Genomic DNA, 25,493 nt, shown 5'->3' with positions numbered 1-25,493 from the left:
CCCACCAATTGCCACACACCTCAATATCTGCAGCAATAATTGTACAAAACACCCCAAGTATTGTTCTAGCAACCACCTATTGTAATTAAGAAAATTCATATTTAGGCATTAGAAGCGAAAATTCGTTTTTTTCTCAAAGCTTGTACAATTAACGAAAAAACTTGATTTTGAAACTTTTATAGCTAATGGTATGTTACTACTTAGGAGAGGAATTTTTATATTTCAAGTTACGTTTAACATTGATTAGTATATGTTTTGATAAAAATCTTTCCAAATCCATGGACGAATAGCATGTTTAGGGACCGCTAATCTAATTGTGTTTGTTATGATTTTTGAGTGTACAATATTTTCCTGTTTTACTCCTGGTAGAAGGATTACCAGAATAATTTAGAAGAAATCAGGAGGTAGAGATGAGAAAATCCTATAAAATTGTTGTTGCTATTCTATTTAGTATTTTCACTTTTACTTTAATTATATTTTTAGGAACAATTTCCACTGTGTTATCCAAAGTAGAATCTTTTAATTTTCAGCCTACGATGTTTGGTCAAGATATCGTTTATGTTCATATACAAGATAATGTATTTAAAGCTAACGTACCATGGACAGTTGTAATTATATTTGGTCTTTTGGGTGGTAGTATTCAACTTCTTATTAATAAATTTAGTAAATCATATAAACAGGTTTATATGACTCTAAATTCTAGATTTCATTCGTAAAGCTTCTGGTAAGGCGCCAAACATAAGAAAAGGTAACACAAAGAAACCATCGACTCTAGCCGTCCCTTTTGCTTTTAGATTTTGTAAAGGAAATATAGAAGGACCAATCGAACTCTAGCTGCTATCGCATTTATGGGACACCACTTGCTATAGTATCACCAAATGTATAATCAGTGCTGATCACATTAGTACTTCAGAAGCACTTGGTTAATTACTTATATTTTTACAACAGTAATATTTCAGAATAATTAATATGTATAATTCGGTTTTTCACTAAATTTTTTCGAGGTGACTTAAATGGAGTTTATCAGAAAATACATATATATTGTTTATTTCGTATTACTATTTATAACTTTACCTGTTTGGGATTATTTCAGACATGGTAGCTGGAATTTTCGTTATAACTTTTTCTTTTCCATATGGGTTGTAATTGTTTTTGCGTTTATTAATTCTCTATTTAGTAATAAAAAACATGAATAAAAAAGGAGGAAAAAGAACGAAGAATCGTCTAACTAAAGTTATCGCGTCTCTGCTTGTACCCTCTTTAGTAATATCAGCCTTATCACCAACAACATTGGCAAAGAGCAAAAAGGCAAACACAGAATTTGATGAACAGCAAGTGCAAGAATTAGCTGAAGCACTAGAATTTGTATTTGAACAAGCGATAGTGGTGAATGAATTTGGACAAACTGTAGGTCTGGATTTTGAGAAAATTGAAGGAAAGTATGGTATAAGTCCCTATTTAGCAAAAGTAGAAAAAGCTATTGAAGAAAGTAAAAATGAAGTTGTAACTACAACTCGAACAGCTGCAGTGGACCGTTGTTTGAATAATTATTTCACTGCTGAAGATTTTCTTCCTACAACTGTTATTAATTCAATAGCTTTAATTCTAGAGAAAAATTACACATCCGCTGCGTTAAAAATAATTAAGGCTGGTGTTAAAGGAAATGTTGCTGGTATCACAGTTTCCTTGGTTCCATTCTTCTTTACTTGTTTATGGCAACAAGAGCGATGGTAAAAATATACTATATTTGATTATTTACTCGACGTAGTATATGCGTCACAATCCCCGATGTTTTTTGGGATTGTATTTATTATCACTAATGTTGCATTACCTGCATCGAAAAGATTGAAATTTAAATATTTTGCTACCAATATTCTCTCTTGGTTTTATACTACTCACTAATCAAGGAATCTACAACTCTATTCTACATTTCAAAATAGGTGAAATTGATATCGTTAGGGGGGATTCAACTATGTTTACTAATAAGTAAAAGTTGAATGAATCCGAAAAAAAAGGGTATCAATTCTTTGATATCCTTTTTTAATCGATTAAAAGAAGGTGAAAACTTTGGGTTATATATTAATACGTATATTTATTCTTTTACTTATTATTTTATTTGTTGAATCATTAATATATTTATTTAAAATAAAAAATACAAAATTAATAAGTATTTCAGCTTATATAATAATGGCAGTAGGATCTTTTATCACCAGTCAATATATAACTAATGAATATAAGGAATTTATAAAAACATCAGCAATAGCATTTTTAATTTTAGCATTAGTATCGTTATTTAAAAGAAACACCGATATTGATTAAACCAATCATTAAGTTGCTGCACATTTTCGGGGATAAAAAAAGTAAGCATGAGCGAACGAGAACTTCACTCAATTGTTCTTTCTTTTTTTACTTTCGGCCTAGCAAAAGAAATAGGTAGAGGGGGATTAAATACCGACTATGACTACAAATAAGAAAAAGTTGAATGAATCCGGGGTTCTAAATTCATCGAGTAATGGATTTTATGTAGCATTAGTATACGGAATGTTATTCGTTTCTTTAATGCTCGTCACAGGCAAAGAGCTTACAATTAATGTTTTAGCTATACCAGCTTTAGTTTTATTTTTGGTTGTTAGAGTGACTGAATATTTTGTGACGAGAGGCGGAAAAAAAGATCTTCCTCAATGGATTATAGTAGGGGGATTTGTTATCGCTGCTCTTACCGCGATAGGTATGACGATTATTTTACACTAAAGGTATACTGTTTATTGTTTTTTAATAGGTGATTGCTAAATGAGAAATTGTTTGGCAATCATCTTTTTACTAGGTGCACTATATCCCATTGATGAGCTACTATTAAATTATTTCAAATAAGGTGATTCAGAATGTCTATTGAATTAATTTTATCATCATTAAATAAAAGATTAGGAAAAGAGAAGACCATAACTATACAAAGAGAAAATGGGGAAATCATAAATGTTACATGTGATTGGAACAATCCAGTAACTGACCAAGAACTAAAAGAATTTTCTTTAAAGACTAGTCATATTTTGCCGAAAGACTTTTATGCATTTTTAAAATTATGTAATGGTGGAAAATTATTTTCAGAAGGCATGGATTACTTTGAACTATTCAATATAAAAGAGATGTTAAATTATTTAAATGAATATGATACAGATATAAATTATTATAAAAGTGCGTATGATAAAAGTTGGTATATGATTGGGTATTATAAAGGATATGGTGACTATTTGTTCATTGATTCAGAGAAAGTTGCGAATTGCGAAGACGACTATCTAATATATGTTCAAGTAGGTGATATTCAAAGATTATCAATGAATTTTGAAACATGGCTGGATCGATTCATCGTCGCACAAGGAGCTAGATATTGGTTATGGTGATCAGTTTAATTTATTGTATTAACTGTCAATTCTCTGAACAGAAAAAGCTCAATAGTCATGGTCGTCCCCACCATATCTATTGAGCTTTTTAATTGTCTCTTTAAAATTGATGTTTACTTTTTCAAACTGATAGCCCAATAAATACCACTTTATATTACAAAAAACTAAATCTCCAAATATTTCATTACTTAGGTAAACGTTTAGTAATTTTTTTATATTTTTACTCCCAGCTCTACCTATTTCCTTTTATTTATCTTCTTTAATACAAAAAAACCGTAAGCCCGAATTATAAAAAAATAGGCGCACCTTTTCGGTACACTTCACGAATAGCCGTATATCATTGATTTTTTATCAGATATACGGCTATTTACACTTTCGTTTATATTTATTCTTTGGTTAACAAACTGAACTATTCTCACTGTTAGTTATATCTAACAATTAGGGGCAGTATTTTTATGCATCTTTCAATTCTGTCATTAAAATCTTATCTACTTCATGACTCGGAAGTGGTTTGCTAAAGTAATACCCCTGTGCTTCTTTACACATTTGCTCACGTAAAAAATTAGCATGTTCTTCCGTCTCGACCCCTTCAGCAATGACTTCGATATTCAGATTGTGTGCTATGTCAATAATCGACTTAATAATCGCCCGATTGCTAAGATTCAAATTTCTTACAAAAGACTGATCAATTTTTAAACGGTCAATCGGAAATTTACTTAAATAACTTAACGAACTATAGCCAGTTCCAAAATCATCAATACTTATACTTACACCCAGACTTTTTATTCGCTTTAAGGCACGAATTGTATAATCGACATCTGATGCCATACTTTCTGTAATTTCTAACTCTAAATATTCTGGCGCTAAGCTCGTTTCTTCAAGAATTTCACCAATAACTTCATGTAGGTTATTTTGCATAAATTGGCGTAAGGAAATATTGACCGCGACCGTTAAGTTAGGCTGCCCCTCATCCTGCCATATTTTCGCCTGTTTACACGCAGTCCGAATGACCCATTCTCCAATCGGAACAATCAGACCTGTCTCCTCAGCAAGTGGAATAAATTGATCTGGTGACACGATGCCAAGCTTCGGATGATTCCAGCGAATCAATGCTTCAGTCCCAATGATTTTTCCAGTTGTAATGTTAATTTTCGGTTGATAATAAAGCATCAGCTGATTCTTTTCCTGTGCTTTTCGCAAGTCTGTTTCAAGCTTCAACTTTTTAAGCATAGCTTGCTGTAATTCTTTCGTATAAAATTGATAGTTATTTTTACCATAATCCTTTGCTAAATACATCGCTGCATCTGCATGTTTGATTAGCTTTTCCACCGTGTCTCCATCATCTGGATACATGCTAATACCGATGCTCGGCGTAATATACAATTCCAAATGTTCGAGCGTTAGTGTCTTGGAGATCGTTTTAATAATTCGTCTTGCAACAGCACCAGCTTCCTTACGACTAATATTCGATAAGAAGAGTGTAAATTCGTCGCCGCCTTGACGCGAAACCACATCATTATCTCGTAAACAGCTAAGCAAGCGATCAGCCACTGATTGTAAAAGCGCATCCCCTATTAAGTGTCCAAGTGTATCATTAATGTTTTTAAACCTATCTAGATCAATAAACATCACACATAGACTTTCTTGATTTTCCCCTGCCTTAAGCACAGCTGAATTTAATAATTGTGTAAATAGTCTTCGATTCGCTAGATTCGTCAGCGAATCATGGTGAGCCATATGATGAATCGTTTCTTCAGCTTTCTTTCGCTCAGTAATATCCATCATTGATCCGATGACTTCAACAATCTTTCCATTTTCCCAGATTGGTGATAATGTAATATAAAAAAATCGATTATAGTAGGGTAGTTCAAAGTTTATCGTTTCTCCATTGAAAGCTTTATGGAAATTCAACTCTAACTGCGTTGCAACATCACTTCCAAAAATTTCAAAAGACGTTTTACCTCGAATGGCATCTGTTACTAATCCTAGTTCTTCTGCAATTTTACCTTCGCATAAAGTAAAAACAATCTTCGTATCTTCATGATCAACAATTTTAAACACACAGTTCTGCAGGTTTTGAACGACTTTTCTAAAATCACTTTCTAGCGCTTTTGCTAATGCCGTTTCTGCCTTAATTCTATCGGTAATATCTGTTCTAATGGATATATATTGATATGGTTTCCCTTCGCTATCAAGAAAAGGAACAATCGTTGTATTCATCCAATACTCACTACCATCTTTTGCACGGTTTTTCACTTCGCCATTCCAGGTCTTCCCTTGTCTAATCGTTTCCCACATCGTTTTAAAAAACGATTTTGGATGAAATTTAGAATTAATGACGCGATGTGTTTTACCGATGAGTTCCTCGTTCTTATATTTAGAAATCTCACAAAACTTTTCGTTAACATAGGTAATCACACCTTTTTCATCTGTGATGGCAACGATCGAAGCCTCATCTAATGCATTTTTTATATCATGTAAGTTTTTGAGAGTTTCATTGAGAGATAATTCTAACTTTTTATGATTTGTTATATCATTACCTACAGCCAAAAACTGATAAATGTCCCCTTCATTATTATTAATCGGTGTAATTACAAGATAAAACCAGTATTCTTTATTGTCCCTAGTTTGATATCTTACTTCCCCGCGCCATACTTCTCCAGCAAAAATCGTTCGAATATGCTGCTCCTTATGGAAATCAAACTGTACATTCATTTTTTTGTATGATTGACCGATTAGCTCTGATTTATTACATTTAGAAATTTCACAAAAGTGATTATTTATATACGTTATCGTTCCTTTTATATCGGTTACAAAAACACTGAAAGCCCCTTCTAATAGCCTCAATGTGTGTTCAACTTTAGCTACATCTCGAAACATAGTACCTACTCCCATTATAAATTCCCTATAGCAACGTTTAATGTATCTACAGACGTTGCAACTTTATCCATTGCTTCGTTAATTTCTTTAATATTATATATAAGGGCTTCCATTCCCTGTTCAACCGTTTCGACATCGCCTAAACTTGTGGACATCGAGTCCATAATACGATTAAACGCTAAGTCAGATGCATCTGATTCTTCTTTTCCTTCTTTAACAAAATGATGAACTTCTTCGATCGTCATAACAACTTCCTCTGTAAAACCTTGTGTCTCATCAACATAGCCCTTAATTTGTTCAACTGATGCTTTCGTCTGGCTCGCTAGTTTTCTTATTTCTTGTGCCACAACAGAAAACCCTTTGCCATGTTCACCCGCCCGGGCTGCTTCAATAGATGAATTAAGTGCCAAAAGATTCGTTTGATTCGCAATTGATTGAACAAGATTAATAACATGGCTTATTTCTTGGACGGAATGATTTAATTGCCCTACAATCTTTTCCATTTTATTTGTGCGACTAAAAATAGAATCAATGCGTGACTCTAATTCTAGTAATTTCTCTTGCCCATCAGTTGCTAGTCGCTGCGTATCTCTAGAAGTGTCAGCTCCTCGTAACACCGATTTATTCACGACCTCACTACTTGTCACTAATTCTTGGACAGCTACATTCGTACGCTCAGTAATATGCGTCATTTCTTCACAAACCGTCATTATTTTCGCTTTTAACTCAGTCTTTACTTCATCGTATTGAAGCTCGCGTTGACGGAGATTTTCCTTTTCATACGCTTCTAGTACGAGCTGTTGTTCAAAATTTAGAATTTTTGTTATGACTTGACTAATCCTCATACTTTCGTCACGATTTTCAACATGACAATGCACAAGATGTAATAACGTACTTTGCAAATTTTGAAATGCTGCCATATACCATTTTGGTTCTAGTCCAATTCTATAGTGTATATTGGCTATTCTGATCCTCTTTTCTAAAAATTCTTCATTTAGTTGACCACCAAACATTTCAATTAAATGCGTCTCTAACGTCTTTCTCAATCTATCAAGCGTACTATTTTCTAAAATAATTGTTCTTAATTGTTCTACATTTGTAATCGTTTGATAAAAAGTTGTAACGATTTCATCAATATGATCTGATATTAACGGTTGGATAGCTTTTGATGTCTTTATCTCTTCTATCGACAGATCAATCATTTCTAATTGTTTCAAGATCATCGCATCTTGAATTTCTACGCTCACCTGTTTATGCTTTGCATCATCTAGCCAATATGTGTGATTTCCTTGTTCCTTCTTCCTAAACATAGTGGACTTAAAAAAATAATGTCTTTTCATTTTCGTTTTTTCCCCTTACTATACAAAATTCTCTTATTATTGAAGTGAAAACCACAACAATAACCAAGGATCCGTTTTGGTTTTAAGCATTCTTAACAAGATATAGATTGATATTTATAAAAGAACAGAATCTAAGTTTTTTCTAAAATATCAACTGCAAAAATTTATGCTCTCTGATTTTTTACTACGTAGCTATTCTTAACCTCCACTCACACTTTCTGAGAATATAAACTCTTGTTAATTTTCATCCTACGATTGGAACCGGCAAGACCATGGTTGCTTACAGCAAAAAAAAAAGACTACGAACGGGCTAATAAAACAGCCCGTTCGTAGTCGAAGATTTACGGTCTTCAGTAGAGACCCTTAGCCCATATTACTAAGGATATACGAATGGTTTTCTAGTACACATGGAATTATTCAACAATAACTTTAAACATTAGTGTTTCATTAAAATCAATATTTTTAAAGTAATTTCAACATGTTGCGTAATCATTAAATAGACATTAGCTATTTTTTTAAAAATGATTAATTGTATTGTTAAGTTCCATAGTTAAATTCATCAACACTTCATTTAATGCTGCTAGTCCTTCTGTGGACGCAATCGTCTCCTGAGAGGAAGCACCCATCGTTTTGATCATGCTCATTGTTTTCTTTGGAACTGGACAATATTTGTAACAATTATAATTTCAGACTTTTGCGATGAATCGAACTAAAATATACTCATCCATACAAGGAAACTTTTTGCCGGTAGGAAGAAAGTCTCGAAGCTCCATCATCCCTCATTTATTAGCAGACAATTCTAACCTTTCCGCCCATTACCATTATAAAGAATACTTTATAAATTTCAATAATAAATCGAAAAGACTATAAAATCCCCTTATTTTTAATAAACTATTCACATTTCTAGGTAAAAAAGAACAGAAGATGTTCGTAGGACGATACATGATAGTAGACGAAAGTTTTTCCGAATTGATTTGCCTTATCCATTAAAAAGTAGATTTTGAGGTGATGAATCATGATGACGAAGTATCAAATTAATGAACGCGAACAGCTAGAAATGTTAACGATTGATCAATTGGTACCGTAAGATCAATTAGTGAGAAAACAAGAGGCAACGATTGACGTGTTTCACGTAAAGAAATAGATCGCTTTTTAGAAAGTCATAGTTTCTAATATTCTCTGGAGAGGATTTTCCATTAGTGAAATAATATATTATTACTAAGAGGATTATTCATCTTCTTTTATATCTCGCCCCTAGCAATCGATATAGAAGGTAGCGGTATTGTGCCTTATCAAATCAACTAGAGGTGTTCTAGTGGCTTTTAATATATTTTTTCCTTTTTAAAAACCAGAATACTATTTATAACATTGTTAAATTAAATTTTTTCTTAAGAAAAAGTTTTATATGTTACTTTGAAAATAAAGTTCGATTAAAAACATGTTGCAAATATAGATATTTTATTATAGTATTTTATTATTGTGCAAAAAAAATAATGTTTTTCTTCTTATCAAGAGAGATGGAGGGACTGGCCCTATGAAATCTCGGCAGCGGAACTTAGTGATTAAGTTACCGTGCCAAATCCAGCAAGCAATGGCTTGGTAGATAAGAGGAGTGTTTTATAGATATAAGGCCTCTTCTTGTTGTTTCAAGATGAGGCCTTTTTTAGTGAGAAATGGACAAAAGACGTGTCCATTTTTAATTTTTGGAGGTAGAACAATGAAGAAAGAGAATCCATGGGCGCTAATCCCATTTGTAGTTTTTTTAGTTTTATTTATTGGTTCTGGGGTTATTACAGGTGATTTTTATGCCTTCCCTGTCATTGTAGCTATTGCCATTTCGGGCGCTGTGGCTCTGGCGATGAATCGAAAAGAAACGTTTTCGCGAAAGGTTGATATTTTTTGCAAAGGCGCAGGAAATTTAAATGTCATGCTGATGGTTCTTATTTTTCTCTTGGCTGGGGCCTTTTCAGCGGTAACAAAAGGCATGGGTGCAGTGGACTCCACTGTTAACTTTGCTTTATCGGTCGTTCCGCCAAACTTACTTGTTGTAGGCCTGTTCATCATTGCCTGCTTTATCTCCCTATCAATGGGTACATCGGTGGGTACGATTGTTGCACTAGCGCCAATTGGAGTTGGGATCAGTGAGCATACCGACCTTTCCATGGCTTTAGTAATGGCCTCGATTGTTGGCGGTTCGATGTTTGGCGATAATTTATCCATTATTTCAGATACAACCATTACTGCCGTTCGTTCACAGGGCGCACAAATGAAGGATAAATTTAAGGTAAATTTCTGGATTGTGTTGCCCGCAGCTATTATAACGAGCATTATTTTTGGAGTTATCACAATGGGTGAAACAGCTCAAGTGGAGCATTTAAGCTATAATTGGATAAAAATTGTTCCCTATGTTCTGGTTATTATTTTAGCGTTAACCGGAATGAATGTATTCCTTGTTCTGGCACTTGGGATTGTTCTCGCCGGGGCTGTTGGTTTAGCGGATGGCAGCTATCATTTAATGAGCCTTTTACAAAAGATTGGCGAAGGAATGTCAGGTATGTATGAAATGGCATTTCTTGCGATATTAATTGCTGGGATGGTAGAGGTTATTAGGTTTAACGGAGGAATCGACTTCCTACTTCACCTTGCGACACGAAGAATTAAATCGAAAAAGGGTGCTGAATTTGGGATTGCCGGCCTTGTGGGTCTAACTAATTTATCTACGGCTAATAATACAATTGCTATTTTAATTGCTGGTCCGCTTGCAAAAAATATTGCTGACCAGTATGGGATTGAACCAAGAAAGTCCGCAAGTATATTAGATATTTTCTCCTGTACGATCCAAGGTCTTCTGCCATACGGAGCCCAATTCCTGGCAGCCGCAAGCGTAGCCCGAATATCACCAGTGAGCATGCTGCAATACTCTTTCTATCCGATTTTGATAGGGATTTGTGGGATTATTGCTATTCTTAGTGGATACCCAAAACTAAAGAAAGCCTGAACTTTATCACTTTAAAGTAACTGATGTGGCTTTAAAAAATATTGATTTTTTATTGAAATAATCCAATCGTTTTGAAAAGAATTTAATCAAAACGATTGGATTTTTTTATTTGAGGTTAGTCTTTTTTGATAAATAATTTTAATAAGGTTGATTAAATGATTTTCAAGAATTTTCCCCCTTAATTTCCTCGTATTTAAGAGAAAGACCCAAAGTAATTAGTTCACTTCAAGTCTAACCTTCATTCTTCAACTAAATAATGGTAGATATCATAATGCACAGGTTGCTCTAGTACTAAATTCATCGTAACGACTGATAGATGATTTCCTTTTCCATCAGGCATTTTTTCGTTTTTTGCACTACCATCTGCAATGTCTGCTTGGCCCAGGTAATAGAAATCTGTGCCTTCACCGTCATCTTTTTTCGTAAATAGATGAATTTTCATCCCTGACTCTTTATAAGTTAAGATGTTCTTTACTTCAACGGAATCCAACGTTAAACGATTACGGGTGAACCATCTAAATAGTTCGGGTGCTAAAAATTCATCACCATAAGCTTGGCTTGTTTCGACTTCATCCTTTTTATGATACGTAACGAAGATTGGACAAGTGTTATGTTTTGAACGGTAACCGTAAATAGTTGATGAATCATCATGCGGCCAGTTCAATAATCGGCAAGCATCTCTACGGGAATATTTCTCAAATAACGTCATTGCTTTTGTTTTATCATACTTTTGATTTTTAACATAAGCACATTTTACAATATCCTCAATATATCCTTTAAAATTTGAATCTCTCACACTCTCTTGAATTTCCTTATTAAATTGATATTGTCCATCAACGATTTCAATAATAGGCTTAAATTTATACTTTTTCACATCATTTTGAACATGGAATTTTAGTGAGAACATGTTTTCAACGGATTGAATTGTTGCATCATCTGCATATGTTCCAAATTCTTTTAATCTTTGAATGAAAGACTCTCTGGAAAATGATTCTTCAGAAAGTAACGTTTCAATTAAAAGAATTTCGTGTACTCGTTTTCCATTCAAAAACTCTTTTGAAAACATTCCCAAAACAGAAAGTTCATATTCAGTGAGAGAAGGCATTGACTCCTTCATTTTCAATAAGAAATTATAGTAGTTATCGGAATAACCTACAATAACCTCAGGGTCGATTGAGTTTTGCTCAATAAAGTCAATGAGGAAAGGGATTCGACCCAAACGATTTTTCGTTTCTGTATAAGCATCCCGTAATGTTTTTAATGTCGATAAATTTGTATTGTTAATAGCATCAAAAATCTTCTTTTTGGCAATTTCTTCAAAGTTTATCGTTGACACACCTGTTATATAGTCTGTATTTACCGTTTTTCGGCGGACGTTATCTTTGTTCATGGTTTGGTCCCCAGAGAGGGCAATCGGAATCAGATAGTTATTTTTATAGTTTCCGATAAAATCAATAATTGTTACATAATCTTTTGAATCGTGTTTACGTAGACCACGACCTAGCTGTTGTATAAATATAATGCTCGATTGTGTTTGGCGAAGCATTACTATTTGATTTAAGAATGGGATATCAATTCCTTCGTTAAAAATATCAACCGTTAAAATGTATTCAAGTTCTCCATTATTCAATTTTTGAATTGCTTCTTCGCGCTCATTCTGTGAATTGTCACCAGTTAACCCAATCGTTTTTAAACCTTCATGGTTTAAAGCAGTAGAAAGTTCACGAACTTCCTCCTTGGAACTACAAAACATTAATCCACGAATACGATCACCAGAATAGCCATAATAATTAATCTTCTCAATAATGTGTTTTACACGTTCAAAAGATACTAATTTTTGAAGTTCTGTTGCATCATCAATAGTTAAGCCATCTTTTTCATAGTCCAAAACACCAAAATAATGGAAAGGACAGAGCATCTCTTCTTCAAGAGCTGCTTGTAGACGGATTTCATAGGCAATGTTGTAATCAAACAACTCATAAATGTTGAATCTATCTGTTCGTTCAGGTGTTGCGGTCATACCGAGTAAAAAATTCGGAGTAAAATAATTGATAATTTTTAAATAGGATTCTGCACCTGCTTTATGTACTTCGTCTATCAACACATAATCAAATTGATCTTTTGCAAATTGTTGAAAGTAGCCATCTCTTGAAATTGTTTGGATCGTTGCAAATAAGTATTTAGCATTAACATCTTTTGAGGTACCGGAAAGAATGCCAAAATCATCTTCATGTCCACCAAGAATTTTCCGATAATCTTGCATCGCTTTCTTTAAGATTTGCTCACGGTGTACAATAAATAGCATTTTTTTAGGAGAAAAGCTTCGAACATCAAAAGCAGATAAAAACGTTTTACCTGTACCTGTTGCAGAGATAATTAATCCTTTTCTAGCGCCCGTTGCACGAAGAGCATTTAATTGTTCCAGCGCAGCTATCTGCATTTTATTTGGTTGAATTGCTAAGCTTTCAGCAAGCGCATTTGTTAAATATTCAGCATTTAGTTCTAGTGTTCTCGAAGTAGTATATTTAACAAAAGGTTGTAGCTCGTAAAATTGTTTGTAATTAGCAATCCATTCTTCCTTTAAAGGAATCGCTTCATCCCAAGCATCTTCAAATTGGTTTTTAAAATGATTAATAATTTCTCCACTTTCTAATGAAGTTAAATAAACATTCCACTCATAGTTTGCTTTTAAAGCACTGTCAGTTAAATTGGAGCTTCCGACAATTAAAGAGTAGTAGTCTTGATGTTCAAAAATATAGCCTTTTGAATGGAAACCTTTTTCACTAGTTACACGCACTTCAACGTTATCAAGTTTAAGAAGCTCTTTAAACATTTTCGGCTGATTAAAGTTTAGAAACGTTGATGTTAAAATGCGTCCATTTATCCCTTTTTGTTTTAAGTCGTAAAGCATTGTTTTTAAAGTTGCTAAACCACCTTCAGTAATAAAGGCGACAGAAAAAATAAATGTTTTACATGTTTTTAATTCTTGAAGTATTGTCGATAAGACAGTTTCTTGATGCTTGTTTGTTAAAAGTTTTGGTTTAAATTGTGCTGAGACTGTCTTGTTTTGATCGATAAATCCTTTGTAAAGGGAGTTTTCGATTTTTCGAATCAGTTGCTGTTGCTCCACTTAAGTTCACATCATTTCATTTATTTTTATTTTTCTTCCTTTGAAATCTTCTCTACTGCAGGGACATCCGCAGGGGCGAAATTCAGTTGTGTAAGTTCGTCTCGCGTAACCCATTTCGTGGCAGCATGTTCTAATGCGTTCGGTTGCCCATCCACTAATTTCGCTTTGTATGTTTCAAGTCGTACAATTACTCTTTCATATTCATATGTTGTATCTTCTACTTTTGCTCCTACTTGAATCGTACAAGTAAATTCCTCTTGAATCTCTCGTTTTAACGCTTGTTCAGGTGTTTCTTCAACTTCAATCTTGCCACCTGGAAATTCCCAATAATTCGCCAAATCCATTTCTGGACTTCTTAACGCACAGAAGATTTCATTTTTTTCGTTTTCGATAATTGCACCAACGACATGGACTGTTTTTTTCATAATAAATCACCTCGTATTTTATTTTTTAATATAAGTTTAGCTTATTTTAGTAAAGGAGTTAAGTGAGGGAATTTCGAAGTATCAATATAAAAGAATATGTAAGTAGTATAAAACCACATTTAAATGCATTACGGAGAAACCGTATAATAAGTAAATGAGTCTTTTTATGAAATGCAGAAAACACTGTTCCATTCTGTGTGGAAGGTGCTGTTTTGATTAGGTGGATGATAATTAGAGTGACAAGATGTTTCTGCTGTTCTTGCGTCATTGCTTTTCTATTTTGAAAGCCTTATGGAAATTAGCCAGGAACACTTGATTGGTAGTTTCCAACCGTTATTATAAAACTTAATTAATACTGCTTTAATCGACTTTATACGTATTAATCTTGCCGCAGGAGTAACTTGTAATACATCTAAATAATGATAGAGCTTATCAATATTAATATCCTCTACATACTCGATACGACCAACTTAAAAATGTACTCCTTAACTTTCAATAGTGCGCGGTCTATTACACGCTATACGCATTTGAGTAAATAACGTATCGATAGCCGCTCGCTAATATGCATACAATCGGTTCTTTCAGCTTTACTACTAGATAAAACAACTACATCACAATTTACCACAAATACACCGTGTTTCCGCTCCCTATTTACCATAGAAAATACCTCCTAATATGTTTTATTAGAAGGTCTTCGAACAAGCTTAAAATAGTTTATTTTATTTTAATCAAAAATTATATCTATAGTATATGGGTATAGATTCATTTCTCGTCAGTCCTTAATGATGAGGTGATTACATTACGGATTTAACAAAAGTAGTTGGAGAGAGAATCCGTTTCTTCCGTAAAGAGCGTGGGCTAACGAAAGCTGTAGTCACATCAATTGTGAACTACAGCCTTTGCTATACTAATTATGTGTTTCTAGAAATGTAAACGTGCTTCCCAAACCTCTTTCTGAATATCTAATTCATCCTCTAGTCTTTATGTATCAATAACATAGGTTCTTGTAGATATCCCCCCACCGTTCTTGGTACGAATGCATGTAAGTTTTCTACCCGCTACGTTCATCTACATAATCATGTTCCTTAATATATTTACGAATAGCTGGCATCAATAAATCTTTTACTACTATCAGCTTATTTTGAGCATCATTAAATTGTGAACAATGTGTATGATTGCATATCAATTGACTAAAGCATACTTTTTGTAATGGAAATTCAGCATATCCAAGTATCCTTTTTATTGTATTTTTTTGAATGTATTCCATGTTCGAATCACGTTATCAACTGAATCCTTTAAGGTTTTAATAAATAGGTTCTGTTCAACTTTTGGCGTTAATTCTACTAATCTTATTTGGCGTGGCTCACCATTTTTTTCATTTAATTTGTGCTGAGGATATATGGCCCAAACCTCAAGAACAGCCCTAAATGACCGCCAATTCCCGGGGAAAGATTTAGAAAATACTTGTTGAGAGTGAAGATTGTCTCGATACATCGTCAATTGGTCCATTACATCTGTACGGTACTTATTATTCCAAATGTTTTTTAAAGGGCGATATTTAAAATCAATAATAATCGAATTGATGTATTCGCCTTCTTTATAAAAATCAAGGCGTAAATCGGGTCGATTAGCGCTCATGTCCGTATATAAAAGTTGAGAGACATCTGTTTTTGTAATGGTTGCATCGTAAACGAGATTGACCTGGATGTCATCTTTAATTAATTCTATTGTCGTGCCTTGTTTCAAAAATGGGACCACAAATACTCGTTCATTAGAAATGGAAGCACTATAAACCCAGCCTTTTTGTATTTGATAGCCCAGTTCTTCTGAGGTGAAAGCTTTGATAAATTGAATAAAGCCCCATATTTCATATAGCTGGTCTGTCCTTTTCCAATAATAGGTATACTCAGGACTTAAACTAATCTCATAATTCTTCACCATTACATCTTTGTAAAACTTAAAGATTGTTCGATAGTTGGGATCAGTCTGAACAACCATGGAATTTTGCAATGGCCTTAAACCATCCAATTCTTTTACCCACCCCATATTCAAGAATTTGTTACAGTCATTAATTATAGATGTTAATTTAAAACGATGTAATTGCAGATCTTCTTTGGTTGATAGCAATTTATGATATTGTAAGTCATGCATGTATGTGTTTTTATACTTCATTTTCTTTTTAATCGCAGCCTCAATTTCCAACAGAAAATGGTCCAATTCTTTGAAGAGAGATGTGAGTTGTTTAAAAATACCCGAAATATAAAATTTCAACCATCTATTTTCCAATGTATCGTATAAACAAATATTTTCACTGGAATACACTTGACCTTTTCCATTAGCTTGAGAGTCAAAACTCATTTTTCTTAGTGACACTTGATCGAGTAATCGGGCCTTCGATTTATCTACTTTTTTATATGCTTTTTTCAGGCGATAACATGGATTTTTGAAGACATGTTCAAACGCTATCCTCCATTTATTAAAACTTGAATTAATCAATTCAATTTTATTAATTAGGTTTAAAGGTAATGGTGAATCATCATTTAAATGCGTACCAGTACGCTTATACAATATATCTCTAGCAAGCCCTGTTAATTCGGCTTCTACTTCTTCTCGCATGACAATCCATTGTTCAGTGGTCACTTGCTTAGGAATGATTTTTAGCCATGTATAGTAATTTTGATTTTCGTGAACTACAATAACTTTATAATATCCCGGAATTAATGCACCTGTATACTTATCGTTGCTATCATATATTTGAAGAGGTTCATCAGATGGAGAAATAAAACTTAGATCTTCATGAAGCTCATCTTTAAACACAATATCCAAAAGGTCAAAATACATCCTATCGTCAAGATTTGTTGAAGAAAAGGATAAACACAAGTTAATATTTTCTTTAGCAACAGGAATTTCACTGTCATTAAGTTTGAAAAGTTCATCCTCATTTCTTGCAAATTTCACGACCTCTTGAGGCTTTTCATTATGTTGCTTAAATTCAAGTTTAAATGGTACATCCATATAGCTTTAACTCCCTAGATTTTTCTAGAATTAATTCTCGCGTTTTCTTCATATCGTATCCTTGAACATTATCTAGAATTTTAATTAGTTTACTATCTATTACTGCTTTTTTATCAGCGTCATAAGTGCCTAACAATTCTTTAAATTGTTCTTCCGTACCAAGAATCTTCGTTAAAACACGTTGTACTAATTGCAAATCAAATGCTTCTTCTCTCTTTAATTCGGAATTTTGAGGGATGTTATTTAAATAATTGCCGATTTGTTTCACAATGCGCCAGCCCACACCCAGATTACGATTTGTTTTTTGTAATTCCTTATGAATATCCCATAAACATTTAGATTCAAGTTCCAACAAGCCAATTTTGGATTCTTTGTTTCTAAAGCTATTGTAAGCAGTAGCAGAAATATCTAATTTCGTAATTTTTGATTCAGATCCACGTGAGTTTTCTACTAGTTCAGATATCTTCTCATATGAAATAACATTAAGATTAATAACATTTGCTCTATCTAAAACTTTATCTGAAAATTGATAAGTGGATTCATCGAGATTGACGGTTCCTACAAATAAAACATTATTTCCAATTTTAATTGACGGTTCATATTGGTTGCTGTTGTAAATTCTATACTGAGATTCATCATTGTATAAACGTAATACTCGTTTATTATCATCCATCTCAAGGACAGATAAAAATTGTGAGAAATAATGTTCCACTCGTGCAATATTCATTTCATCAAAACATACAATATGCATTTGATCAGGGTTATTATAGGCATGTATTAATATATTAACCAGTCCTGAATCGCCAGGGCGATATACATTATTTAAAATATCTAAATAACCAATAACATCAGCATCATCTTGCCAATAAGGTCTTACAGGAATAAATAATTGTTGTTCTTTTTTGAGGTCCAGTGCATCAGCGTAACACTGCACAAGTTTTGATTTCCCCGTACCACTCATACCAGCTAATATTACTAGACTGCCTGTTTTCATCGCTGTATGGAAGTTATAAAGGTCTTTCGGATCGTAATATAATTCATTGGTAATGCATCTTTCATTAAAAGCCTCCATAAATTGTTCCTCTTTTTCTGTAGCTGGTATCTTTTCAGGATTAGGAGTTAAAGCAGGAATCGTTTTTGTAACGCTCTTAGTAAGACTACTACTTGATACATGGTCTTGGAGTGTTTCCTCATTAACTAATTTAGTTCCATTTATCTCCATTTTTTGTTCTAACTGATAAAACACATTTAGTGGCAAATACAATACATTATTATTCTCATAGTAATTAAAAAAATTGTCTTCGCTTAAATCTAGCGTAAATAAATTAGAGGAATTAAACTTAAATCTAAAACCTCCATGAGCATAATCATGGGAATCGAATGGTCCATATAGTGATAAATTGTCGCTGACCGGATCTTTCCAACAAATTACATTAGGTGTGTCATAGTCATCATTTGAAATATTTTTATTATCTCCGACAAATCGATTATTCAGCAACTTACTTTCAAAAATTTGTTGTGTAATTTGTTCAGCATCCCCTGAAAACACAGGGATTTGATTTAAACCTTCTTCGCGTTTAAATTCATCATTTTTCTTCACATAACTAATATTTCTTGCTATATAATAATCGTTACCAATCCCTGGTTGTACCTCTATATTGAAAAATAAGATGTACTTCTCAAGAAATTCTGCGAGCTTCAATTCACGCTCTTCATCATCAAATGATGTATCGGGATAGCCAATATCTTCAGCAAAACATGTAACAATTTTAACTTCACTAGGGAAATCTTCTGGGAGGATAGAAATTATCTTAATATAAAATTGAAGTAAGCCTTGTTTATTTACAAAGACGTTATTTTTAACAACTTCATTATCACTAGCTAAAACCCCTGCAAAATCAATATTCCATCTTTTTTTATACATTTTATTTATCCTCGTGCTTTCTCTAGATTCGACATATTTTGGTTTAATTCTTTTAAATTATTAATAATTTTCACTTCAACACTTTTGTTGTTTTTAAGGTGCTTCTTATTAACTAAGTGTTTCTCTTTTTGAGTTAGATCGTAATAAATAATCCATATTTCATTATATTTATTATTTTTATCAGTATTGAACTCTTTTATTGCTTCACCTTCGATAAATTCAAATCCTACATGTTTTGTGTTATTTATTAGAATCTCATCAGGTTGTCCAAATATCGCAATTTGATATTCGGCTTTATTTGTACAATCTACATTTTCTTTCAATATATTATCGCATTCATAAAGTTGCGGCTGGGTTTCACTTTCTAAATTTTCAATTCTTAATTTTAATAATTGCACTTCGTTTAAAAATTGCTGACGCTCTGATTCAACTTTATATTTTTGTTGTTGCAATCCTTGATTTAAAACTTGTAGTTCTTTGTTCTCTCGAGTAAGCTTGTCATTATCGATTTTATATTGCTCTTTTTCTTTTCTCATATCCTTTAATAAATTATTAATGTTATCTAGCTTATCCTTATAGATATCTTCTTTACTTTTATTCTCATCTTCTAAATTTTTTAATTTAGTTTCCAACTTCTTAATGGTCTTAATAAGTTTTGATTCAGATAAACTATCAGACGATTCATTCAAAATATCATTTGTTTTTTTTTCAATAGGGTTTTGTTCAACCTGTAATTCTTTTTGTAACTGACCAGATACCAATTCTTTAAACTCATCAAATCTCTCATGGGCATAAAGAGAAATTAAAACGTTTACGATGCCTTTTTCATCACAAAGAGCTTTAATTTCATCCCAAGATAAATTTTTTAGATCCCATTCGAAGTCTGCATCCATCATCAAAAAATAGTTATGCAGCTGCTTTACGTTGGTTGCCTTTAAAAGATTATTCTCTAAAAGTTTTCTATTCTTTCGAACGTCATCAATATTACCCGCTCGGAAACCGAGGTTATTGATTTTCTTTTGCTTATAGATATTGACTATATCCCGTTCAGTTAGAGTCGATACCAAGATTGTTAGTGTCTCTTTATCCATAAATATCTTCCTTTTTTATAATTTTACAAAAATCCTTACATTTCTATTGTATCAACTAAATGAACTGTAGTGTTTTATTTATGAAAAATATTATTTTGAAGTAAATCTATGTCACGTAAAGGTAATTGTATGGATAGTGCACCAATAAAATTATTTTTTGGCCATATGGAAGTTGAACTAAGGATCAAAAGCATACTGCAATTGTTATTTTATAAATAAAAAAACCACAGACTTAAAAAAATATCTAAAGTGCGGTTTATTTTTCCTTCTACTTCACCCTTCTTCCTCCGACTAACCTACTTTGTTGGTTTAAGTACATTTCTTACAAATTAAATCTATCTGAAAGAATAACTGAATAGATTATTTTTTGTAAAACCTCAATAAAAATTACCAATCTTTATTGATCAATCTTTTTTCCAAAGCTACGCTTAAAAGTAAATCTATATCTTTAATAATTTGTAGCTACTATTCTTCATTGATAATTTTCAGAAGCACGCATATTTAGTACTGTGCTTTAATACGATTAGCTATAAAAGCTAGTATATAGTATTGAGAGCAATGAATATCCTACAGCCTACAAAGACCCATAAATAGATTGGGCAAGTTCAAGATAAATATAATCTAGGCACAATTACAACACAGGGTTAACATCATACGCATTGCTCATTGTTATTTGAAGCGGGTGCTAGTTTAAGGAAGTGCAAGATCGTTTAGGTCACAGCGATGTCCAAACAACAATGAACATCTAAGCACATGTTACAAAGAGGGCAAAAGAAGAAGCGGTACTAAAATTCTCAAGCTATATTGAAATGTATAATATTAATGACTACATTTGATTTAAATTACTTGAATTTGTTTAATATTTAAAAAACGTCAAAACCCTTATAATCAAGGATTTTGACGTTCATTGAATTCCTATGAAATTCATGTATGGAGACGGCGGGAATTTGAACTGATTGCTTATAAACCTAGTCACATCAACGTTTCCAAGCACGTCTAATTATTATTAGCCAGATTATAGCCAGACGTGTCAACACCGTATTATAAACCACCATACAGGGAAACTAGCTCCTTTTTATTGCTTAATGAATGTACTCAACAATCTATGCTCAAAATTTGTTGCATTGTCCATATGTCCTAATAGGTCTTTTTACAATTAACATTCGAATCATATAAATACTCTGGATCACTAAAATAGATTTAAATTTCATCTTATCCAAAATATTTTCTTTTTAAATGTGACATTCCAGGTTCAGCTAATACCTGTTCAATTTGTGTTTTATTAATGAGAATACATTTAAATGGAATATGATATTTAGTATCTTTTAAAGCATTGAACCAATCCAAAAAATCATTAGTTATTTTTCTATTTGTCATTAGCAGAAAATAATCTGGTTTATGCATTAAAACCTTTGTTATTTCATTATAAATTTCACTTATTAGTAGGTTATTATAGTCTTTGGAGTACTTACATTGAAGTACCCATCTATTGGAATAATCCGTTATTATAGGTATCCATGCATGTGCGTCTACATAGAAACATCCATCTCTAGCTCTATCAGCTCCTTTACCTATAATCTCAAGGTTTTTTCCGCCCCATTCCTTAATAATATCTAAACATAGTGCTTCAAATGCCCCGGCTTCATCGACTTTATCTTTTCCAGCAAACTCATCTGGTAGTTTGATTTTTTCCCAATTTATTGATTGTGTGTATGTTCTAAAGTGTTCATAATCATCTAGAGTGGTTAAAGAAATTCTAATTTTATTTAATTCAGCTTTTCCTTTTAACTTGCCATCACTATTTTCTAAATCAATCCTAGATATCTCCAATTTATAATAATTACTATTTAAATTCACTATAGAGAAAAGCTTATAGTTATCATTCAAAGTTTTCACATCTAGTTCTTTAATAGTTATACTTAGTTTAGGATTCCCACTCTGCGTATACAATCCAACATTAAATGCGTGAAAGTCTATTGATAATCTACCTTTGCCTATTAACTCATCTTTTTGATTATAAATTTTGATAGTTTCTCCAATAAAATTATCGAAATATTCTCTCACTTCTAGAGGCTCAACATTAGAAATACTTAATGTATTAGTCATTTTGAGCACCTCCATGATAAATGTGCTCATCTGCTGGATTGATGTGTAATATCCAAAGTAAAATATCTTTTACAGCATACGCTTCTCTATCTTCCCATGGGATATTGTAAATATATGTCCCTAAAATATTTTTGGTAAACACTTTAAATCTATCTATCGTTTCTTCTAACATTAGAGGGTGTGATTCACTTCTCACTGCATCTATAAACTCAATTAAATCCCAATATAAAATTTCTCTCATGTTTTTGAAGGTTATATTTTCAGCCTTAGAAGAATAGTTCGTACCAGCTATTATAATTGCACTATACATAGAGAGTTTTTCACTTTCTCTTTCAGCAAAAATTGCCTCTAAAATAGAAACTAATAATTTTGCTTTAGCAAATATATCTTCTGTATTAATAAACTCATAGTACAATTTAATAGAACTTTTAATATTATTACTTATCTTTTGTTGTGAAGATGAAAGCTTATTTAAAAACAAAAATAGCTCATTTGAAAAATCATCTATTTTCTTCGCCCTTTTATAACCTGATTCTTTCCTACCGAGTAAAAGATTACCTGAATTTTTATTATAGAGTACATAGGGGTCCGCTATTTTAAAATCATACTCATCTTCTGGAGAAACAAAATAATATAAAAGTTCTAAATATCTTGTTAATTTATCCTTGCCTATTGAGTAAGCTAATTCTGTATCTTTATTTCCGCAAGAAAACCCTTTTACAATAAACCAAGTTGAGTTATCTTTTTCATTATTAGAAATATCAACGAACGTTGGCTTTCGATGCCCTCCTAATGCATCGTAAATTTCAGATTGCCAACTTAAAAACATCGAATGAGACAGTACTTCCACATCTTCAAGAAGAGGTTTTTTATAAATTTTTTCATCAATTGCTATATTTTGAACTCTTAGTGCAATTTCAAATTCACTTATTGATAAGTTTTCCTCTAGTACTTTTTTTACCGTCTCTGATTTCAGCTTTTCATCGTATGCATCTATACATTCACCTATCAATAAAGGGGCATTATTAAAACTTCCGAAGATCTCGCCTAAAACAATCATTCTATAGTCACTAAATCTTTCAACGTGGATTTTTTCAATTTTTAATGGTATATCTTTTAAATAAGTTTCAATTATTTTAATTAATTCTTCAGCTAAACTAACATATGATTCAAACTTTAAAGTATCGCTAAAATTAGTTTTGAATTGGAAGTTATACGCATTAAATACTTTCGATTTAATATCTGCTGTATTAAGTAGTGAATTAATTTTATATGCTGCTTGCTCTCCTTCTTCCATTGTTTTTCCTAATTTAACACTATTTAATATCTGATTAATATACTCGTTTATTACTTTGTTAAGTATATTATCCAAACTATTAAAAGATAACTTTTTATGATTTTTACTCAAACATATCGTATATAAGCCCTGTTTAAATTCTTCGTATATATTTTGAACTAATTTAGTTAAAGTTTTATGCGAATAATACCTTTGATTAAATTTCTTTAGGATGCAGTTCCTAGCTCTATAAAGCTTATAGTACCTCGGGTAAGAATTACTAACTTCGTTTTGAGGAAAGCTTATACTGTTTAAAGATTCATAAGCAGAATCCTTAATTTGAAAATCTTCAAATAAAATCTCGACTTTCTTGTTGCGACTTTTCTCCAATTCGTTAAAAGGTACTTTTAAAAACTCCTCAATTTCAATATTGAAAATTTGAGATAAAACCATTAATGCCATCTCACTCGGAATATCTAATCCAAAAACTATGTTTTTACTTACTACATCTCTAACTAAGTTTTTCTCTAAGTTCGCAAATTCAAATTCATTATTTTGTAATATAAACTGCACATAAATAGAATATTTTAATTCATCTAAAGCCTTAGATGCAAAACTATCAACTAAATCATCAATTTCAGGTATAAACGAATATGTACTAAAATTAAAACTACCTATTTTCTTATACAATGAAACAACCTCCAAAGAAGTAATTATGAAATCTTAGTCATTATCAATCGAATTGTGTAATTAGCAAGTAATTGATACTACCAAGGTCTTCTATAACCATTAAATCTGTTTAGCCTTTCTACCTCAGTTAAGTAACTAACCGCCTTAGATGTATTTGTATATCCATTTACTTGTCCATATGCGACTTTTACTCCAGCAATTACACCCATTCCTAATACCTCTTTTAAAAAATCTAAATTAGAAGCATCACCATCAATAAGTTGATAAATACCTAAAATAGACGCCCCTGTAGCGGCAAAACTATTCCTTAAATTGCTTTTATACTGTTTTTTTGCATCAATCAATCTTTTTTTCGCTTCAATAATATCATATTCAGATGTCATTTCTCCCATCCTATTAACCACTGCCATCGCATCATGGAATTCGTTTAAATTCCTTTGATTGACTGGATTATTTCGGAATTCAATTATCCTTTCGATAGGTGTATCATCAATGTTTCTAGGCAAATAAATTTCGATACTATCTCTCAATGTTTTTATACTGTTATTTCTAAAATCAGTTCTAACTATTCTATCTAATTCTCTATATCTTACATCTGACTTCTTATCAGATATTGTTGGAATGTCCCTTCTATTAGAAATAACATTCGCTAATAAAGTCATGTATTCTGTTGCTAAATCATTATTGATGATTAACCCTCTTTCGGTTTCTTGAGCCCATTCCTTTTCTAGTAACATTTCTTGCAATTTGTAAGCCATTTTCCCTGAATAAATCTCCATACTTTCTCTTTCTAAATCTCGCCAACCATTTGCCCTATTTTGCAATAAAGGATTCATTGTGATTCTACCAATTGTGTCCCCAATATTTAAAGCAGCATCTTCTATTTCTTCAGAAGTTGGAGAGTGAGCTGAAAACAAGTTTGTTTCTCTTAGAATTAATTGTTGATTTGCCGATAGCTCTATTTTCCCCATATTGTTAGGCATAATCGTTACAACTTCTCCAAGATATAGAAGAGCGAATTTTAACCATCTTTCATCTTCTATATAAAAATTAGGATAGTATAGTACCTCTCTCAATTTATTAACCTCCTAAAATTAACTTTAAAAATTATGGTTTATACAAATAAATAACTATCTTAATTTTAACATAGAAACCAAATTACACTAATGTATTAAACAAATAAGTCGATGTCTTAAAGACAATTTGAAAGGATTTGTGAA

At 32.2% G+C, this 25,493-nt stretch carries 17 protein-coding genes, 1 pseudogene and 2 riboswitches; of the genes and pseudogenes, 7 read left to right on the top strand and 11 right to left on the bottom strand.

Features of this window, described 5'->3' with window-relative positions:
* Positions 1-410: 410 nt before the first annotated feature.
* From AN161_RS04305 to AN161_RS04285, 5 genes are all read left to right on the top strand, one after another.
* On the top strand, positions 411-716 hold the full coding sequence (locus tag AN161_RS04305; protein WP_053593151.1) for a hypothetical protein: 306 nt from the start codon (positions 411-413) through the stop codon (positions 714-716).
* A 436-nt stretch (positions 717-1,152) separates the two neighbouring features.
* Entirely contained in the window at positions 1,153-1,734 is a 582-nt protein-coding gene (locus AN161_RS04300) for a hypothetical protein (RefSeq protein ID WP_053593150.1), read from the top strand.
* Between the two features lie 333 nt (positions 1,735-2,067).
* Positions 2,068-2,319 carry a hypothetical protein gene (locus AN161_RS04295; RefSeq protein WP_053593149.1) on the top strand — a complete coding sequence of 84 codons (252 nt, stop codon included), beginning with the start codon at positions 2,068-2,070 and terminating at the stop codon, positions 2,317-2,319.
* A gap of 138 nt (positions 2,320-2,457) precedes the next feature.
* Positions 2,458-2,751, top strand: coding sequence for a hypothetical protein (locus tag AN161_RS04290; protein WP_053593148.1), 294 nt, complete (start codon positions 2,458-2,460; stop codon positions 2,749-2,751).
* Between the two features lie 131 nt (positions 2,752-2,882).
* Positions 2,883-3,398 carry an SMI1/KNR4 family protein gene (locus AN161_RS04285; protein ID WP_053593147.1) on the top strand — a complete coding sequence of 172 codons (516 nt, stop codon included), beginning with the start codon at positions 2,883-2,885 and terminating at the stop codon, positions 3,396-3,398.
* Between the two features lie 453 nt (positions 3,399-3,851).
* Here the strand turns inward: AN161_RS04285 and AN161_RS04280 are convergent, their stop codons facing one another.
* The 3 genes from AN161_RS04280 to AN161_RS30935 form a co-directional block, all read right to left on the bottom strand.
* Positions 3,852-6,278, bottom strand: a complete 2,427-nt coding sequence (locus AN161_RS04280) for an EAL domain-containing protein (protein ID WP_053593420.1) — start codon at positions 6,276-6,278, stop codon at positions 3,852-3,854.
* A gap of 14 nt (positions 6,279-6,292) precedes the next feature.
* Positions 6,293-7,618 (bottom strand): globin-coupled sensor protein, encoded by a 1,326-nt coding sequence (locus tag AN161_RS04275; RefSeq protein WP_053593146.1) that lies wholly within the window; start codon positions 7,616-7,618, stop codon positions 6,293-6,295.
* A 310-nt stretch (positions 7,619-7,928) separates the two neighbouring features.
* Positions 7,929-8,028, bottom strand: a riboswitch (purine riboswitch).
* A 105-nt stretch (positions 8,029-8,133) separates the two neighbouring features.
* The gene (locus tag AN161_RS30935) at positions 8,134-8,256 is read right to left on the bottom strand and encodes a hypothetical protein (protein ID WP_277815921.1); all 123 of its coding nucleotides are present in this window, start codon (positions 8,254-8,256) and stop codon (positions 8,134-8,136) included.
* Between the two features lie 864 nt (positions 8,257-9,120).
* Positions 9,121-9,228, top strand: a riboswitch (SAM riboswitch).
* Between the two features lie 107 nt (positions 9,229-9,335).
* On the opposite strand from AN161_RS30935, the gene AN161_RS04270 reads away from it, so the two are divergent.
* The gene (locus AN161_RS04270; RefSeq protein ID WP_053593145.1) at positions 9,336-10,616 is read left to right on the top strand and encodes a Na+/H+ antiporter NhaC family protein; all 1,281 of its coding nucleotides are present in this window, start codon (positions 9,336-9,338) and stop codon (positions 10,614-10,616) included.
* 238 nt (positions 10,617-10,854) lie between these two features.
* Here AN161_RS04270 and AN161_RS04265 read toward each other — a convergent pair whose 3' ends face one another.
* The 5 genes from AN161_RS04265 to AN161_RS04240 form a co-directional block, all read right to left on the bottom strand.
* The gene (locus AN161_RS04265; RefSeq protein WP_053593144.1) at positions 10,855-13,746 is read right to left on the bottom strand and encodes a DEAD/DEAH box helicase; all 2,892 of its coding nucleotides are present in this window, start codon (positions 13,744-13,746) and stop codon (positions 10,855-10,857) included.
* Positions 13,747-13,772: 26 nt separating this feature from the next.
* Positions 13,773-14,171: an 8-oxo-dGTP diphosphatase MutT gene (gene mutT, locus AN161_RS04260; protein ID WP_053593143.1), complete on the bottom strand. Its 399-nt coding sequence runs from the start codon at positions 14,169-14,171 to the stop codon at positions 13,773-13,775.
* A gap of 1,239 nt (positions 14,172-15,410) precedes the next feature.
* Positions 15,411-17,186, bottom strand: a complete 1,776-nt coding sequence (locus AN161_RS04250) for a DUF2357 domain-containing protein (protein ID WP_053593141.1) — start codon at positions 17,184-17,186, stop codon at positions 15,411-15,413.
* Complete coding sequence (locus AN161_RS04245) at positions 17,170-19,110, bottom strand: AAA family ATPase (RefSeq protein WP_053593140.1); 1,941 nt, start codon at positions 19,108-19,110, stop codon at positions 17,170-17,172. Before AN161_RS04245 ends, AN161_RS04250 begins: the two co-directional genes overlap by 17 nt.
* Before the next feature lie 5 nt (positions 19,111-19,115).
* Positions 19,116-20,201, bottom strand: coding sequence for a hypothetical protein (locus AN161_RS04240; RefSeq protein ID WP_053593139.1), 1,086 nt, complete (start codon positions 20,199-20,201; stop codon positions 19,116-19,118).
* A 651-nt stretch (positions 20,202-20,852) separates the two neighbouring features.
* Between AN161_RS04240 and AN161_RS30470 the strand changes: the two are divergent.
* Positions 20,853-21,037: pseudogene (locus tag AN161_RS30470) on the top strand (hypothetical protein); the annotation flags it as partial.
* A 376-nt stretch (positions 21,038-21,413) separates the two neighbouring features.
* Here AN161_RS30470 and AN161_RS04235 read toward each other — a convergent pair.
* The 3 genes from AN161_RS04235 to AN161_RS04225 all read right to left on the bottom strand — a co-directional run bounded on the left by AN161_RS04235 (position 21,414) and on the right by AN161_RS04225 (position 25,349).
* Positions 21,414-22,307 carry a hypothetical protein gene (locus AN161_RS04235; RefSeq protein WP_053593138.1) on the bottom strand — a complete coding sequence of 298 codons (894 nt, stop codon included), beginning with the start codon at positions 22,305-22,307 and terminating at the stop codon, positions 21,414-21,416.
* A complete protein-coding gene (locus tag AN161_RS04230) occupies positions 22,300-24,273 on the bottom strand; it encodes a hypothetical protein (RefSeq protein WP_053593137.1) in 1,974 nt (657 codons plus the stop codon). The genes AN161_RS04235 and AN161_RS04230 overlap by 8 nt, the downstream gene beginning before the upstream one ends.
* 77 nt (positions 24,274-24,350) lie before the next feature.
* A complete protein-coding gene (locus AN161_RS04225; RefSeq protein WP_053593136.1) occupies positions 24,351-25,349 on the bottom strand; it encodes a hypothetical protein in 999 nt (332 codons plus the stop codon).
* Positions 25,350-25,493: the final 144 nt, after the last annotated feature.

It is taken from the genome of Lysinibacillus sp. FJAT-14222 (assembly GCF_001278875.1).
GTDB classification, from domain to species: Bacteria; Bacillota; Bacilli; order Bacillales_A; family Planococcaceae; genus Lysinibacillus; species Lysinibacillus agricola.
The sequence above is the reverse complement of the archived record's forward strand: the minus strand, read 5'-3'. Positions and strand labels throughout refer to the sequence as shown.